The following is a 14,352-nucleotide window of genomic DNA, read 5'->3' on the forward strand; positions in this document are numbered from 1 at the left end:
CCACGGCGCCATAGCTTTACGGATATCGCCCATGCCCCCTGTCATCCCCACCCAGCAGACGACCGCCCGGCCCCACAGCCTGGCCGAAGACGGCTATGCCATCGCCATCGGCTGCGCGTTCATCGCCATGGGGCTGATGCTGCTGAAGGCCGCCAATCTGGTGACGGGCGGCATGGCGGGGATTGCGTTGCTGCTCTCCTACCTCATCCCCTGGTCGCCAGCGGCCTTGTTCCTGCTCATCAACATTCCCTTCTTCATCTTCGCCGGGCGGGCGATGGGCATGGCCTTTGGCCTCAAGACCCTGTTCGCCAATGTCGCGATCATGGGCGTGGGCCTGGCCATGCCGACCGCGCTTCAGATCGCGCGGGTCAGCCCTTTCTTCGCCGCGTTGTTCGGCGGGTCGATCATCGGGTTCGGCATTTTGGCGATCGCCCGGCATGGCGCGGGCGTCGGCGGCGTGGGCGTGGTCGCGCTGATCCTGCAACGGCGGCGCGGGTGGAATGCAGGCCGCACGCAGATGCTATGCGATATCATGATCCTGCTGGCGTCGCTGCCGGTGCTGAGTTTCGAGCGGTTCGGCCTGTCGGTCCTGTCCGCCGCCGCCATGAACATGGTGCTGATCGTCAATCACAGGCCGGGCCGCTATATCGGGCATTAACCCTCACACAGCGCGTCGCCGCCGCTGTCGCGGGCGCGCAGGGCGCTGGCGGCGTCGCTGGCGATCCGCGGGAAGCTGACCCCCTCCAGCGATCCGCGGCCCTGGCACAGGTCGGCGCAGGCCATATCGACCACGCCGGGCAGCGCCACCTGATCGCCATCATATTGGGCGACCACGATGCAGCGATCGCCACCCTTGAAGCTCAGGATCAGCTTGTCGCCCGCGCGCCGCGCCGTCCCCTGCCCTTTGCAGCTTTGATCCTCGCCGAAATTAGCCTGTAATCCGAAGCGGAAGGCCGCATCCTTGGCCGGCATGACGCACAGCTGGTCGCGACCGGCCTCATGGCTGCGCTGATACAGGCCGACCGGCGACGTCTTGCTGCTGTCGGTGATCGCACCGCTCTCGATCGCGGCGCGCTCCAGCCCGGAGGCCGGCGCACCGCCTGCATCCGGCGCAGCATCGGCCGCCACCGGCGCGCGCTGGCACCCCGCCAGCAGGAACAGGATAGCGAGGCTAATTCGCCGCATCGGCCACAGGATCGGCCGCAGCATCGACAGGCGTCAGGCCATCCGGCCCGACCCGGCGAAAGAAGCAGGATCGCGCACCGGTGTGGCAGGTCGGGCCGGCCGGCGCCGCCTTCACCCAGACAGCGTCCTGATCGCAATCGATGCGGATATCGCGCACCTCCAGCATATGGCCGGACGTCTCGCCCTTCTTCCAGAGCGACTGGCGGCTGCGCGACCAGAAATGGGCCAGCCCCGTCTCGATCGTCAGGGCCAGCGCCTGCGCATTCATATGCGCGACCATCAACAGGTCGCCGCCCGCCGCATCGGTGACCACGGCCGTGATCAGGCCATTATCGTCATATTTGGGATTGAGGGTCAGCCCCGTGTCGCGCGCGTCGGTCATCCGGGGGCTATAGAGCATCGGGCCGAAAAGTGGGAACCGCTTTTGCATGGCGCGACGCAGGAAAATCGCGCCTGTCCCGAGTGTGGATACGCACCTTAGGCGGAGGAAATATTTGAAAAATGGGGCGATTGACGGGATCCGAACCCGCGACCTCCGGTACCACAAACCGGCGCTCTAACCAACTGAGCTACAACCGCCACAGGGGCCTTAGCCCCGAGAGAAGCGCCACATATGCGGCCCGATAGCAGGCGTCAAGCGCACAATTGCCATCATGCTGCAATGATGCGGATTATCCTGTCATTTGTCGGCCGGGCGCCGCACCGCATCCTCCCAGGGCAAGATGGTGAGATCGGGCCAGAGCGAAGCCCAGCGCCGCGATTTGCGCTCATAAAAGGCCCGGTCGATCAATGCCGCATTGGCCCGCACCAGCGGCGCCAGAAAATCGTCGAGGCCAAAGGGCGCGGACAGATGCACATCGCTGATCGCCACAGCCGACACGGTCGTCGGAAACGTCTCCATCGCGGCACGGGCCGAACGATAGGGCGGGATCGGAATGGCGAAGCGATCGGGATACCACAGATGCACCCGCGCCTGATTCTTGACGTCCAGCCGGATCGGCAGATCGGCGAACAGCTGCGCCGCATGTGCCGCCGCGCGCGCCTCTGCCGCCTCGGACAGATCGTCGGAATCGAAATAGATGATGTCGGCATCGTCGATGCCATGCAGCGGTGGCAAATCGAAGCGGATATTCCACCAGGCCTGCGCCAGCATGCTGCCGGACAGCCAGGCATCGGGCAGGCCGAGCAGCGGCCAGCGGCGCAGCATCGGGCCGATGACGACATGGTCCATGGCGATGCCCCACACCGCCTGCTCCTGCGCCGCCTTTTCGCTCACACCGGGGCCGTCATGGGATGGAAGCCTGCAACTGCGCGCGCAGCTTGGCCAGGATGCGTTCGGGCACGAGCGGCCGCTCCGGCGCGGCCTTGCCCTTGCGCAGCTTCTCCCGGTCCTTTTCCGGCGGATCGACGATGCGGACGCGCACCGCCGCATGGCCCTGCGCGCGGATGCCCAGCTGCTCCGCCGCGCCGCGCGACAGGTCGATCACCCGCCCGCGCCCGGCAAAGGGACCGCGATCGTTGATCCGCACCAATATCGTACGCCCGCTATCCAGCGCCGTCACTTCGACATAGCTGGGCAGCGGCAGGCTGACATGCGCGCCCGTCACCCATTTGGCACGGAACTGCTCGCCATTGGCGGTGCGGTTGCCCGACTCCGATCCATACCAGCTGGCATAGCCCAGCATGTCGTAACCAGGATCGGCGGCGGGCACATAGGTGGTGCCGCGCACCTTGTAGGGCGGGCCGATCTTGACCGGCGTATCGCGCACCGGCCGATAATTGCCACCACCGCAAGCGGATAGCGCCAGCGCCGCTCCCAGCGCCCACACAAATCCGATCGTCCTGCCCACTTGTTCCGTCATGCATCTTTCCTAGCGCCACGCACCGACAGGGTCGAGGGGCGCTTCGGCAGGAAGCGGTTAGACATAAGCAACATGATACGTCCGCTCGTAACCGCAAACTGCCCTAACCTGCGTCGTCACCCTGAACTTGTTTCAGGGTCCATTTCTCAGCACAGGGCAATGGCTTGTTGGGTGTGATGGATGCTGAAACAAGTTCAGCATGACGAATGAGTAACGGCAGGAAACCACCCAACGCCGCCCCACACCGACAAAAAGAAAGGGGCGAAAAGGCCATGCCCCTTCGTCCCTTTCGCCATTCGGCGTCTCACGGCGCGGAAGCTATGCTTCCTTTCGCCGCACACTCTCCTCAAAAACTTCCGGCCGCGATGCCGGACGGTCATCAAACGGTGGGCGCCCGCCGATCGGCAGGCGCCGCGCCGATCAGTTGACCGAATCCTTCAGGCCCTTGCCGGCCTTGAACTTGGGCTGAGCCGAAGCCTTGATGGTCATGGTTTCGCCGGTGCGCGGGTTGCGGCCGGTCGAGGCCTTGCGCTGCGAAACCGAGAAGGTGCCGAAACCGACGAGGCGCACTTCGTCGCCCTTCTTCAGAGCGCCGGTGATGGCGTCGAACACGCCCTCGACGGCCTTCGTCGCGTCATTCTTGCTGAGGCCGCTGCTTTCAGCGACTGCGCTGATCAGATCCTGCTTGTTCATGCCTTGGGAACCCCCTTGTGCTGTTTGGTTGTATGTAGGAATCGCGGCGTAGGGGGCGCAATAAGGCCCGGATTCCCGCGACTGTCAAAGGGAAAGCGACAAAGTTGCTGGCTTGTGCCAAATTTTGCGCCCACTTGCACAATTGGCTGAAACCCGCGGATCGCCGCCGCTTTCCCTTCCATCAATGACGCAGTGCGGGATCTCCGTCGCGGCCCGCTACATTGCTCGGCTGGGCGGCGAGGTCGTCTTCTTCCGTCCAGGCGATCGCTTCGGGCACGGATGCCAGCGCCCTGGCCAGCACTTCGTCGACATGGCTCACCGGCACGATTTCCAGACCTTCACGAATATTGGCCGGAATTTCCGCTAGGTCTTTCTCATTTTCCTGCGGGATCAGCACCGTCTTGATGCCACCGCGCAGGGCCGCGAGCAGCTTCTCCTTCAGGCCGCCGATCGGCAGCACACGGCCGCGCAAAGTGACCTCGCCGGTCATCGCCACATCCTTGTGGACGGGGATGCCGGTCAGGGTCGACACGATGGTCGTCACCATCCCGATACCCGCCGACGGCCCATCCTTGGGCACCGCGCCTTCGGGCAGATGGATGTGGATATCCTTGCGGTTGAAGACGCTGGGCTTGATCCCATAGCCCGGCGAACGCGCGCGAACGTAGGAGAAGGCGGCCTGCACCGACTCGTTCATCACTTCGCCCAGCTTGCCGGTCGTCTTGATCAGGCCCTTGCCCGGCACGGTCACCGCTTCGATCGTCAGCAATTCGCCGCCAACCTCGGTCCAGGCCAGGCCGGTCACCGCGCCGATCTGATCCTCTTCCTCGCCCATGCCATGACGGAATTTCCGCACGCCGGCAAAATCGGCCAGGTTTTCGGGGGTTATGACGACCTTGTCATAGGCGCCCTCAAGGATCTTGCGCAGCGCCTTGCGCGCCAGACGCGCGACTTCACGCTCCAGCGTGCGGACGCCGGCTTCGCGCGTGTAGTAACGGATCAGGTCGCGCACGGCCTCTTCCGTCACCTCGAACTCGCCGTCCTTCAGGCCATGGGCCTCGATCTGCTTGGCGATCAGGTGGCGCTGGGCGATCTCGACCTTTTCATCCTCGGTATAGCCTTCCAGCCGGATGATCTCCATGCGGTCGAGCAGAGGCTGCGGCAAATTCAACGAGTTGGCCGTCGTCACGAACATGATGTCCGAAAGATCGACGTCGATTTCCAGATAATGGTCCTGGAACTTGCTGTTCTGTTCGGGATCCAGCACTTCCAGCAGCGCAGACGCCGGATCGCCCCGGAAATCCTGACCCAGCTTGTCGATCTCATCCAGCAGGAACAGCGGGTTCATCGTGCCAGCCTTTTTCAGGTTGGTGACGATCTTGCCCGGCAGCGAACCGATATAGGTGCGACGATGGCCGCGAATTTCGGCTTCATCGCGCACGCCGCCCAGCGACTGGCGCACGAATTCGCGCCCCGTCGCCTTGGCGATCGAGCGGCCTAGCGAGGTCTTGCCCACGCCCGGCGGGCCGACGAGGCACAGGATCGGCCCCTTCAGCTTGTTGGTGCGCGCCTGCACGGCGAGATATTCGATGATCCGGTCCTTGACCTTCTCCAGCGCGAAATGATCCTCATCCAGGATATCCTGCGCCTTTTTCAGGTCGTTCTTGACCTTGCCCTTTTTGCCCCAAGGCAGACCCAGCAGCACGTCAAGATAGTTGCGCACGACCGTCGCTTCGGCCGACATGGGCTGCATGCCCTTGAGCTTCTTCAGCTCCGCCGTCGCCTTGGCACGGGCTTCCTTGCTCAACTTGGTCTTGGCGATCTTCTCGGTCAGTTCGGCGAGTTCATCGCCTTCCTCACCCTCGCCATTGCCCAGCTCGCGTTGGATCGCCTTCAACTGCTCGTTCAGATAATATTCGCGCTGAGTCTTTTCCATCTGGCGCTTCACGCGGCCACGGATCTTCTTTTCGACCTGGAGCACGCCCAGTTCGCCTTCCATGAAGGCGAACACCATCTCCAGCCGCTTGACCGGATCGGCCTCCACCAGCAGCGATTGCTTGTCGGACACCTTGACGTTGATGTTGGCGGACACAGCATCGGCCAGACGGCCCGCATCCTCGATCTCACGCAGCTGCACCGGGGTTTCGGCCGGCAGCTTCTTGTTGAGCTTCGCGTAATTTTCAAACTGTTCGGCGACCGAACGCATCAGCGCGGCAGCCTCCGGCCCTTCGGCCGCGATCTCTTCCACATCATCGACATTGGCGACGAGATAGGTTTCGTTCGCCTCCATCGACTCCAACTGGGCGCGATGCTTGCCTTCCACCAGCACGCGGACGGTGCCGTCCGGCAGTTTCAGAAGTTGCAGCACGATGGCGACGACGCCGGTGTCGTAGAGCGAATCCCGGCCCGGATCATCTTCCGCCGGGTCGAGTTGCGACACCAGGAAGATTTCCTTCGATCCTTCCATCGCCGCTTCCAGCGCGGCGACGCTCTTGTCGCGACCGACGAAGAGCGGGACGATCATCTGCGGGAAGACGACGATGTCGCGCAGCGGCAGAAGGGGATATTGCACAGTCATTCAGTCTCCGGGGCCGAAGCGACGCGGCCCTCTCCTACGGTTCATCGCCATTATGGGGATGGCCGTCGCAGCAATCAATTGCCCGTTGTCATAATGGCGCAACGATGAACCAAAGATGATGATCCATTGCCACGACAAAAACCGCGTTCAGAACGGCAGCTTGAAGCCGGGGGGCAGCGACAGACCAGCGGTCATCTTGCCCATTTCGGCGTTGCTGACTTCGTCCGCCTTCTTGCGCGCGTCATTGAAGGCAGCGGTGATCAGGTCTTCCAGCATCTGCTTTTCCGACGGCGCGAGCAGGCTGTCGTCGATCGACACGCCCAGGATACGGCCCTTGGCAGACGCCTTCACCTTCACCAGCCCGCCGCCGGCCGCGCCTTCGACTTCCAGCTTGTCCAGGCCATCCTGTGCCCGCTGCAATTCTTCCTGAACACGGGTCGCCATGCCCAAAATGTCGTTCAAGTCCTTCATATCTCACGCACTCCATTGTTCGAGCTTGTCGTCCAGCTCGGCATCGGGGAAGGCGGCCATCGCCGCCTTGACCACCGGGGTTTCCAATATTTCGGCGCGGGCTGCCGCTTTCTCCGCCTGCTCCTGCTGTTGCAGGGTCGCGCCGCCGCCGCTCTCCTCCAGCCGCACGGTCCATTTCATGCCGGGCACCGCGCTGTTGAGCGCCTGTGCCAGATCACGCTTGAAATCGCCCTGCGGCCAGTCATGGGTCAATCGCACCGCCACCTCGGGCGGATTGAGCGACACCAGCGCCGCGCAATCGTTCAGATGATTGGCCAGCGATGGCTTGGACCGGTCGACCAGCGCGACCAGATCCTGCATCGTGCGGGGCAGCGCGGCCGACGGTTCGGACGGCAGCCTTGCCTGTTCACCGCCCTGCGGCGTGGGCAGCCCGGCCGGCACGCCTTCGCGCAGCATCCGCGCCAGTTCACCCGGATCGGGCATGGTCGCGGCGTGCATCACGCGCAGCAGCGCCATTTCGCAGCTTTCGATCGGCAGGACCGCGCTCGCCACCTCGTCATGGCCCTTCAGCAGCAACTGCCACAGCCGATGCAGCGGTGCGAAGCCTAGTTGCGACGCCCATTCGGCAATCGCCTCCCGCTCCTCGGCCGATTGTCCGGGGCTGGCGATATCGCGCCCGGCCTTCACCAAGGTCACCGCATGGGTCAGTTCCAGCAGGCCCCGCATCAGCGCCAGCGGCTCGACGCCCAGCCCATATTGATCGCGCACGGCGGTGAGCAGCGCGCCGGTATCGCCCTCCAGCAGCAGGCCGAGCAGCCGGCGAGTGGATCCGCGATCGGACAGGCCCAGCATATCGCGCACCTGGCTTGCCGTCACCAGCAGCGCATCGCCACCCATTTCGGCATGGGCGATCGCCTGGTCGAGGATGGACAGGCCATCGCGGGCCGAACCTTCCGCCGCCTGCGCGATCAGCGCCAGCGCGTCGGTTTCGGCCGTGACGCCTTCCTTGTCGCAGATATTGGCGAAATGATTGGCCAGCAAATCGGCGGGAATACGGCGCAGGTCAAACCGCTGGCATCGCGACAGGACCGTCACCGGCACCTTGTTCACCTCGGTCGTGGCGAACAGGAATTTCACATGCGCCGGCGGCTCCTCCAGCGTCTTCAACAACGCGTTGAAGGCGTTCTTGGAGAGCATATGGACTTCATCGATGATGTAGATCTTGTAGCGCGCCGACACGGCGGCATAGCGCACCGCCTCGATAATCTCGCGCACATCGTCCACGCCGGTATGGCTGGCGGCGTCCATTTCCACGACGTCGATATGCCGCCCTTCGGCAATGGCGACGCACGGTTCGCATACGCCGCACGGATCGATCGTGGGACCGCCCTGCCCGTCCGGACCGATACAGTTCAGCGCCTTGGCGATCAGCCGCGCGGTGGAGGTCTTCCCCACCCCGCGCACGCCGGTCATCAGAAAGGCGTGAGCAAGACGCCCGCGCCGGATCGCATTGCCCAGCGTCTGGACCATGGCATCCTGCCCGATAAGCTCGCTGAAACTGCGCGATCGATATTTGCGCGCAAGGACGCGGTAGGGCTGCGGGGAATCGGACATGGCTTACGTCCTAGCCGCTCGTGCGGCTCTTGTCGAAGCGGGTGATGCTGGAAAATGTAGGAGCCGGAACGACCCGTGACGAAATCACTGTGGCTGCTTCCGTCAGGACCTGACCCGGTTCGCGACGATCACGTCCGCCCGACTCCCGGCGCGGCATATGCAGAAGTGATGACAGGATGGCAAGGGGGGACAAAAGCTGTCTCCCACCTATTTTCCGCCGTCATTCCCGCGAAGGCGGGAATCCATCTCCCGCCCTATCCTCTTGATTTGACGTCCGGAGATGGATGCCCGCCTCCGAAGGGATGACGATAATTCTCAAAAAAGGCCGGACATCAACAAAGGCCAACCTTACTCCAGCCCGCTCTTCTGCGCCTTCGCCACAAAGGCCAGCGCCGCCTGCGCCGTCTCCGCGATCGCGGCTTCGGCCTTCTTCGTGTCCACGGTCGGCCGGTCGAGATAGATGGCCAGGATATATTCGTCGCCGTCCGGCGACTTCACCAGCGCCACGTCATTATAGGCGGTGCCGCAGGTTCCGGTCTTGCTGCCGGACGTCCATCCCTGCGGCAGGCCGGCCTTGATCCGCTTGTCGCCGGTGCTGCTGGCATTGAACCAGGCGCGCAGCTTGTCGGCGCTCTCCGCCGCCAGATCGCGGAAGAACAGGCGGCCCATCAGCCCGGCCATCGCCGCCGGCGATGTGGTGTCGCGTTCGTCCCCTTCCGCATTTTCATTGAGCGTCGGCTCATCGCGGTCGAGCCGCGAGACGGCGTCGCCATGGGCGCGCATGAAGGCGGTCAGCCCCGGCGGTCCGCCCAGCATCGGCAGCAGCAGATTGGCCGCGCTATTGTCGCTCACCTCGACCGCCGCCTGCGCCAGCTCGCTCATGCTCATCCGGCCGCGCTTCAGATTCTTCTTCACCACCGGCGCATAGTCGAGCAGATCGTCCTTGCTAAAGGCGATCGTGCCTTCCAGCCCGAACTTGCCCCCTTCCGCGCCGGTCAGCACGGCGGCGGCCAGCGGCGCCTTGAAGGTGGAGCACATCGCGAACCGATCGTCGCGGTTGAAGCCCAGCAGCAGCGCGCCCGTCTTGTCGACCAGCGCCACGCCCAGCCGGCCGCCGGTTTCCTTTTCGATCTCGGCCGGATTGCGGGCCGATGTCAGCGCCGATTGCGGCACCAGATAGCGCGGCGCGGCTGGCATCAGCGAATCGAGCGCGCCGGTCGGCGCCGGCGCCTTGGCGGGCGGCTTCTTCTTGTCGGCGGCGAGCGACGGGGTGGCGATCAGCGCCAGTGCGGTAAAAGCGGTCAATATCTTCATGGAAGCCATCACATGCCCTGCATATTGTTGAATTCGCCCGGAATGCGGACGGTCAGCGCGTCCAGCGCCCCATCCAGAACGATCTGACAGGCCAGGCGACTGGTGCGGGTGGCGGCGGCGGCAAGGTCGAGCATATCTTCCTCATCCTCGCTGGCGCGCGGCAATTTCACGAAATCATCGGCATCGACGATGACATGGCAGGTGGAACAAGCCATCTGCCCCTCGCACGTTCCCTCCAGCGGCTGGCCGGCGCCCTGCGCTATGTCGAGCAGCACCGATCCTGCGGGCGCGTCCACATCCTGCCGCCGTTCGCCGTCGGCGCTGATGAAGGTGACCCTGGTCATGTTCTGCGTGCGCTCCCTTTTACGGCGCCGCTTGTACGGCTGCCGCGTCCTGCAATGCTTCTGCTGCCCTCTCCAGCTCCTGCGGCGTGGTGTAGCGGCCAAAGCCAATCCGCACCGATCCGCGCGCCTGTGCATCTGACAGGCCCAGTGCGCGCAGGACATGGCTTGGCCGCCCGGACCCGCTTGCGCAAGCGCTACCGAGTGAAAAAGCGACATTGCGGCAATGGGACAACAGTCGCGCGCCGTCGATCCCGTCCCGCCTCAGGTTCAGATTGCCGGGATAGCGATGAAGCGCGGACCCATTCAGCGTCCAATCGGCAAACAGGCTGCGCGCCAGCAGGCCAAGGCTTTCGATATGGGCGCGATCATCGTCCGCCCGCTCCCGCATCAGCCGCGCGGCGACGCCGAAGCCGGCACAGAGCGCGGGCGAGAGCGTGCCGGATCGCAGCCCCCCTTCCTGCCCGCCACCATGGATCAGCGGCGCGGGCCGCACCCCGTCGCGCACCCACAACGCGCCGACCCCTTTGGGTCCATGGATCTTGTGCGCGCTGATCGCCACCATGTCGCAGGTCGCGGGGATCGGCTCCCGGCCATAGCCCTGCACCGCGTCGCACAGCAGCAACGCACCGGCCGCATGGGCCATCTCCGCCAGCGCGGCGACCGGTTGGATCACGCCGATCTCGTTATTGACCAGCATTGCGACAACGAGTGAGACACCCGGAACGATCGCCTGCGCGGCGGCCGCCAGATCGACCAGACCGTCCGACCCGACTGGCAGGATGGTCACATCCCGCCCACTACGGCGCAGCACCTCCACCGTATCCAGCACGGCCGCATGTTCGGTCGCGATGGTGACAATGCCGCCAGCCGCCGCGCCCTGTATCGCGATATTCAGCGCCTCGGTCGCGCCGGAGGTGAAGAGCAGCCTGCCGCCCGGCGGCAGCAGGCGGGCGATCTCATCGCGCGCCACTTCCACCTGTGCCGCAACGGCGCGACCCAGCCGGTGGGCGCTATGCGGATTGGCGAACTGATCGCGCAGCAACGGCACCATCGCGTCGAAGGCTTCGGGTGCGAGTGGCGTCGTCGCCTGATAATCCAGATAGATCAATTTCTTGCCTTGGCGGCCATGGCGGTCCAGATTTCGATAAAGCTGTCCAACTCGCTGTCGCACGTCTGCGGACCGAAGCTGACCCGCACCACCTCCGACGCGGCGGCATCGTCCCAACCCATGGCGCCCAGCACATGGCTGGTCTTGAGCGAACCGGAGGAGCAGGCGCTGCCCGCCGACACGGAAATCCCCTTCATGTCGAACTGGATCAACTGCGCGCGAGCCGAAAGGCCGGGCATGCGGTAACTGGCGATGGTGGGCAGGCGCGGCGCGTCGCGCGCGACGATGATGCCGCCAGCAGCCTCGATCGCCATATCCAGCCGGGCGCGCATCGCAGCCGCACGGGGCAACCAATCCTCCCGCGCCTCCAGCGCCGCCGCCATGGCGAGGATCGCAGGCAGATTTTCGGTGCCCGCGCGATAGCCCTGCTCCTGCCCCCCGCTCGGCTCGATCAGCGCCAGGTCGCGGAGCAGCAGCGCGCCGATGCCGGGCGGCCCGCCGAATTTATGCGCACTGATCGCGATCATGTCCGCATCGGGCAGCGGCAGCTTGCCGGCGCTCTGGGCGCAGTCGGCAAACAGGATGGCGCCGTTGCGATCGATCGCATCGAGCGGCTGGATCACGCCCGTCTCATTATTGACATGCTGGATGGCCAGCACTCTCCCCTCGCCCACCCCATCGTCATCCCCGCGAAAGCGGGGATCCATCTCCGGCGCTTCGGATGATGATGGGGGGTGAGATGGATTCCCGCCTTCGCGGGAATGACCAAGAAGAACAAGTCCGTCAGACGTCACCCCCAGCCGTTCCGCGCCCTTCGTCACGCGCAGCACGGCGTCATGCTCGACCGGCGAAGTGACCACCCGCCTCGCCTTGGCACGCGTCAGGCCGATGGCGATCGCCTCGCTCGCGCCGGAAGTGAAGATCACATGCCCGCTCCACCCCAACGCCGCCGCAATGCGCCTGCGCGCATCCTCCAGCGCGGCGCGTGCAGCGCGGCCATCGGCATGGGGGCTGGACGGATTGGCCCAATTGGCCATCGCCCCCACCATCGCCGCCTGGGCAGCGGGCAGCATGGGCGTGGTGGCGGCATGATCGAGATAAAGGCGTATAGCGGCCAAGCGGCATTACTCATTGATTGCGGAAATGGCGGCGGCATCTATATAGGCGGTTTGCCGCGCAGCGCCAGCATTAGCCTAATGATGCGCGCGATCCGCATCCATTCGCCATCGGCTCATCCGAGCCGACCGGCCCAGAACGATAACAGGTGCCATGCCCGACGTCATTTTCACCGGACCCGAAGGTCGCCTCGAAGGCCGTTTCAGCCCCCCGCCCCGCCCGCGTGCGCCGGTCGCCATGATCCTGCACCCGCACCCGCAGGGCGGCGGCACGATGAACGACCGCATCACCCAGGCGCTCTACAAGACCTTCGTGAAGCGCGGCTTTGCCGTCTTGCGCTTCAACTTCCGGGGCGTCGGCCGCAGCCAGGGCACGTTCGATAACGGCATCGGCGAACTGTCCGACGCCGCAGCGGCGCTCGACTGGGTGCAGAGCTTCCACCCCGAAGCGCAGACCACCTGGATCGCGGGCTTCTCCTTCGGCGCGTGGATCGGCATGCAATTGCTGATGCGCCGCCCGGAAATCCGTGGCTTTATCTCGGTCGCCCCGCCCGCCAACATGTACGACTTCTCCTTCCTCGCGCCCTGCCCTTCGTCGGGCATCATCGTGCAGGGTACGTCGGACGAAGTGGTGACGGCCAGCGCCGTGCAGAAGCTGGTGGACAAGCTGCGCACGCAGAAGGGCATCACCATCCATCATGACGAAATTCGCGGCGCGAACCATTTCTTCGAACATGAACTCGACCAGCTGATGAAGTCGGTCGACAATTATCTCGACATGCGCCTGTCGCCGGATTCGCCGATCCGCTGATCGCGCCTGACACGCACGAACGAAAAAGGCCGCCCCGAAAGGCGGCCTTTTTTACGTCAGGAGAGAGGATGGAACCCGGCGGGTGGGGACTGGGTGTTGCCGGGTTCCATAGACTATAACGGCATCGCTCCCGTCCGATTGATTAGACCTTGGTCTAACAGGTGAAGGACGGATGGGCCGGGCGCACCGCGCTTGACGCCCTTTGGCGCGAAACTATAGCATCCCGTCACTGGCACGGCATCTGCGGGACATTCTCTCATGACGGACATCAAGGAGCGCGCGCCGGGCTATCGTTATTCGCGGCGGGGCACATTGCCGCTGATCCGCGAATTGTCCGTCGTCGACAATCGCCGCAATGCGCTGCTGCTGGCCCTGCAATGGATCATCATGGTCGGGGCGATCACGATCGCGATCCGCGTCGATCATTTCGCCGTCTACATTCTGGCCGGCCTGGTCGTGGGCACCCGCATCCAGTGCCTCGCGGTCATGATGCATGATGCCTGTCACGGCCTGTTGTTCAGCAATCGCCGCGTCAACGATTTGATCGCCGATCTTTTCGTCGCCTATCCGCTTGTCCTGAGCATCGACCTGTATCGCGTGGCCCATATGGTCCACCACCGCCACACCAATACGATGCAGGATTATGACTATCGGGTGCAGCGCAAAGACCCCGACCAGCATTTCCCCAAAAGCGGCCGGGGGATGATCCGGCTGTTCTTCCGCAGCCTTTTCGGCCTGAATTATTATCGCGTCGCGCGTGCGGCGCGGGTCTGGTCGCCGATCGCCAATTTCCACAATCCCGGCCGCTTCGGTTTCGATTATCGGCTGGGATTGCGGCTGCGCTATGTCGCCTGGGCCGTGGTGGTCTATGGCCTGATCCTGTGGTCGCCATGGCGCTGGCAGATATTGGGCCTCTATATGATCCCGCAATTCATCTGGGCCAACCTGTTCAACCGCATCCGGGCGATGGCCGAACATGTCGGCGTGCCCGACGCTCTGGAACTGAACGGCACGCGCACCGTCATCCCCACCCTGCTCGACCGCCTGCTGATCGCGCCGTTCAACGTCAGCTATCATCTGGAACATCATCTGTTCCCGTCCGTGCCCTGGACCAATCTACGCCGGCTGCACGTCCACATGATGGCCGACCCCGATTATGCGGCGCACGCCCATATCACGCAGGGCTATTGGGGCGTGGTCAAGGAACTGATGCCCCCGCCCGCCGAACAAAAGGCCGCCTGACGGGCCAACACCCGC

15 protein-coding genes, 1 tRNA gene and 1 other RNA gene are annotated in these 14,352 nt (G+C 64.4%); 3 read left to right on the forward strand and 14 right to left on the reverse strand.

From position 1 onward, the window contains the following. The first annotated feature begins 31 nt into the window (after positions 1-31). Complete coding sequence (locus F4U95_RS02385) at positions 32-658, forward strand: YitT family protein (RefSeq protein ID WP_150424447.1); 627 nt, start codon at positions 32-34, stop codon at positions 656-658. On the opposite strand, the gene F4U95_RS02390 is transcribed toward F4U95_RS02385, so the two are convergent. The 14 genes from F4U95_RS02390 to F4U95_RS02455 all read right to left on the reverse strand — a co-directional run bounded on the left by F4U95_RS02390 (position 655) and on the right by F4U95_RS02455 (position 12,287). After that, on the reverse strand, positions 655-1,185 hold the full coding sequence (locus F4U95_RS02390) for a hypothetical protein (protein ID WP_150424751.1): 531 nt from the start codon (positions 1,183-1,185) through the stop codon (positions 655-657). The genes F4U95_RS02385 and F4U95_RS02390 overlap by 4 nt on opposite strands. Beyond that, complete coding sequence (gene hisI / locus F4U95_RS02395) at positions 1,172-1,567, reverse strand: phosphoribosyl-AMP cyclohydrolase (RefSeq protein ID WP_150424750.1); 396 nt, start codon at positions 1,565-1,567, stop codon at positions 1,172-1,174. Before hisI ends, F4U95_RS02390 begins: the two co-directional genes overlap by 14 nt. A gap of 120 nt (positions 1,568-1,687) precedes the next feature. After that, positions 1,688-1,764 (reverse strand) — tRNA-His (locus F4U95_RS02400). Positions 1,765-1,864: 100 nt separating this feature from the next. Beyond that, positions 1,865-2,461, reverse strand: coding sequence for a nucleotidyltransferase family protein (locus tag F4U95_RS02405; protein ID WP_246171471.1), 597 nt, complete (start codon positions 2,459-2,461; stop codon positions 1,865-1,867). A 10-nt stretch (positions 2,462-2,471) separates the two neighbouring features. Beyond that, a complete protein-coding gene (locus F4U95_RS02410) occupies positions 2,472-3,047 on the reverse strand; it encodes a septal ring lytic transglycosylase RlpA family protein (RefSeq protein WP_150424448.1) in 576 nt (191 codons plus the stop codon). Positions 3,048-3,467: 420 nt separating this feature from the next. Next, on the reverse strand, positions 3,468-3,740 hold the full coding sequence (locus tag F4U95_RS02415) for an HU family DNA-binding protein (RefSeq protein WP_024019962.1): 273 nt from the start codon (positions 3,738-3,740) through the stop codon (positions 3,468-3,470). 181 nt (positions 3,741-3,921) lie between these two features. Continuing rightward, a complete protein-coding gene (lon, locus tag F4U95_RS02420) occupies positions 3,922-6,318 on the reverse strand; it encodes an endopeptidase La (protein ID WP_150424449.1) in 2,397 nt (798 codons plus the stop codon). Between the two features lie 147 nt (positions 6,319-6,465). Continuing rightward, positions 6,466-6,789, reverse strand: a complete 324-nt coding sequence (locus F4U95_RS02425; RefSeq protein ID WP_120249737.1) for a YbaB/EbfC family nucleoid-associated protein — start codon at positions 6,787-6,789, stop codon at positions 6,466-6,468. 3 nt (positions 6,790-6,792) lie between these two features. Next, a complete protein-coding gene (locus F4U95_RS02430) occupies positions 6,793-8,403 on the reverse strand; it encodes a DNA polymerase III subunit gamma/tau (RefSeq protein WP_150424450.1) in 1,611 nt (536 codons plus the stop codon). A gap of 52 nt (positions 8,404-8,455) precedes the next feature. Then, an RNA gene (gene ffs, locus F4U95_RS02435) (signal recognition particle sRNA small type) lies at positions 8,456-8,553 on the reverse strand. A 198-nt stretch (positions 8,554-8,751) separates the two neighbouring features. Continuing rightward, a complete protein-coding gene (blaSGM, locus tag F4U95_RS02440; RefSeq protein ID WP_150424451.1) occupies positions 8,752-9,717 on the reverse strand; it encodes an SGM family class A beta-lactamase in 966 nt (321 codons plus the stop codon). Positions 9,718-9,725: 8 nt separating this feature from the next. Next, entirely contained in the window at positions 9,726-10,061 is a 336-nt protein-coding gene (locus F4U95_RS02445; protein WP_150424452.1) for a 2Fe-2S iron-sulfur cluster-binding protein, read from the reverse strand. A 19-nt stretch (positions 10,062-10,080) separates the two neighbouring features. Continuing rightward, positions 10,081-11,199: a cysteine desulfurase family protein gene (locus F4U95_RS02450; RefSeq protein ID WP_150424753.1), complete on the reverse strand. Its 1,119-nt coding sequence runs from the start codon at positions 11,197-11,199 to the stop codon at positions 10,081-10,083. Next, positions 11,166-12,287, reverse strand: coding sequence for a cysteine desulfurase family protein (locus F4U95_RS02455; RefSeq protein ID WP_150424453.1), 1,122 nt, complete (start codon positions 12,285-12,287; stop codon positions 11,166-11,168). Before F4U95_RS02455 ends, F4U95_RS02450 begins: the two co-directional genes overlap by 34 nt. A gap of 151 nt (positions 12,288-12,438) precedes the next feature. On the opposite strand from F4U95_RS02455, the gene F4U95_RS02460 reads away from it, so the two are divergent. Together F4U95_RS02460 and F4U95_RS02465 are read left to right on the forward strand one after the other, a co-directional pair. Further along, positions 12,439-13,095 carry an alpha/beta hydrolase gene (locus F4U95_RS02460; RefSeq protein WP_017184627.1) on the forward strand — a complete coding sequence of 219 codons (657 nt, stop codon included), beginning with the start codon at positions 12,439-12,441 and terminating at the stop codon, positions 13,093-13,095. Positions 13,096-13,353: 258 nt separating this feature from the next. Next, positions 13,354-14,337 (forward strand): fatty acid desaturase family protein, encoded by a 984-nt coding sequence (locus F4U95_RS02465; protein ID WP_150411897.1) that lies wholly within the window; start codon positions 13,354-13,356, stop codon positions 14,335-14,337. Positions 14,338-14,352 lie beyond the last annotated feature (15 nt).

Origin of the sequence: Sphingobium limneticum, from assembly GCF_008710165.1 — a bacterium.
Taxonomy (GTDB): domain Bacteria; phylum Pseudomonadota; class Alphaproteobacteria; order Sphingomonadales; family Sphingomonadaceae; genus Sphingobium; species Sphingobium limneticum.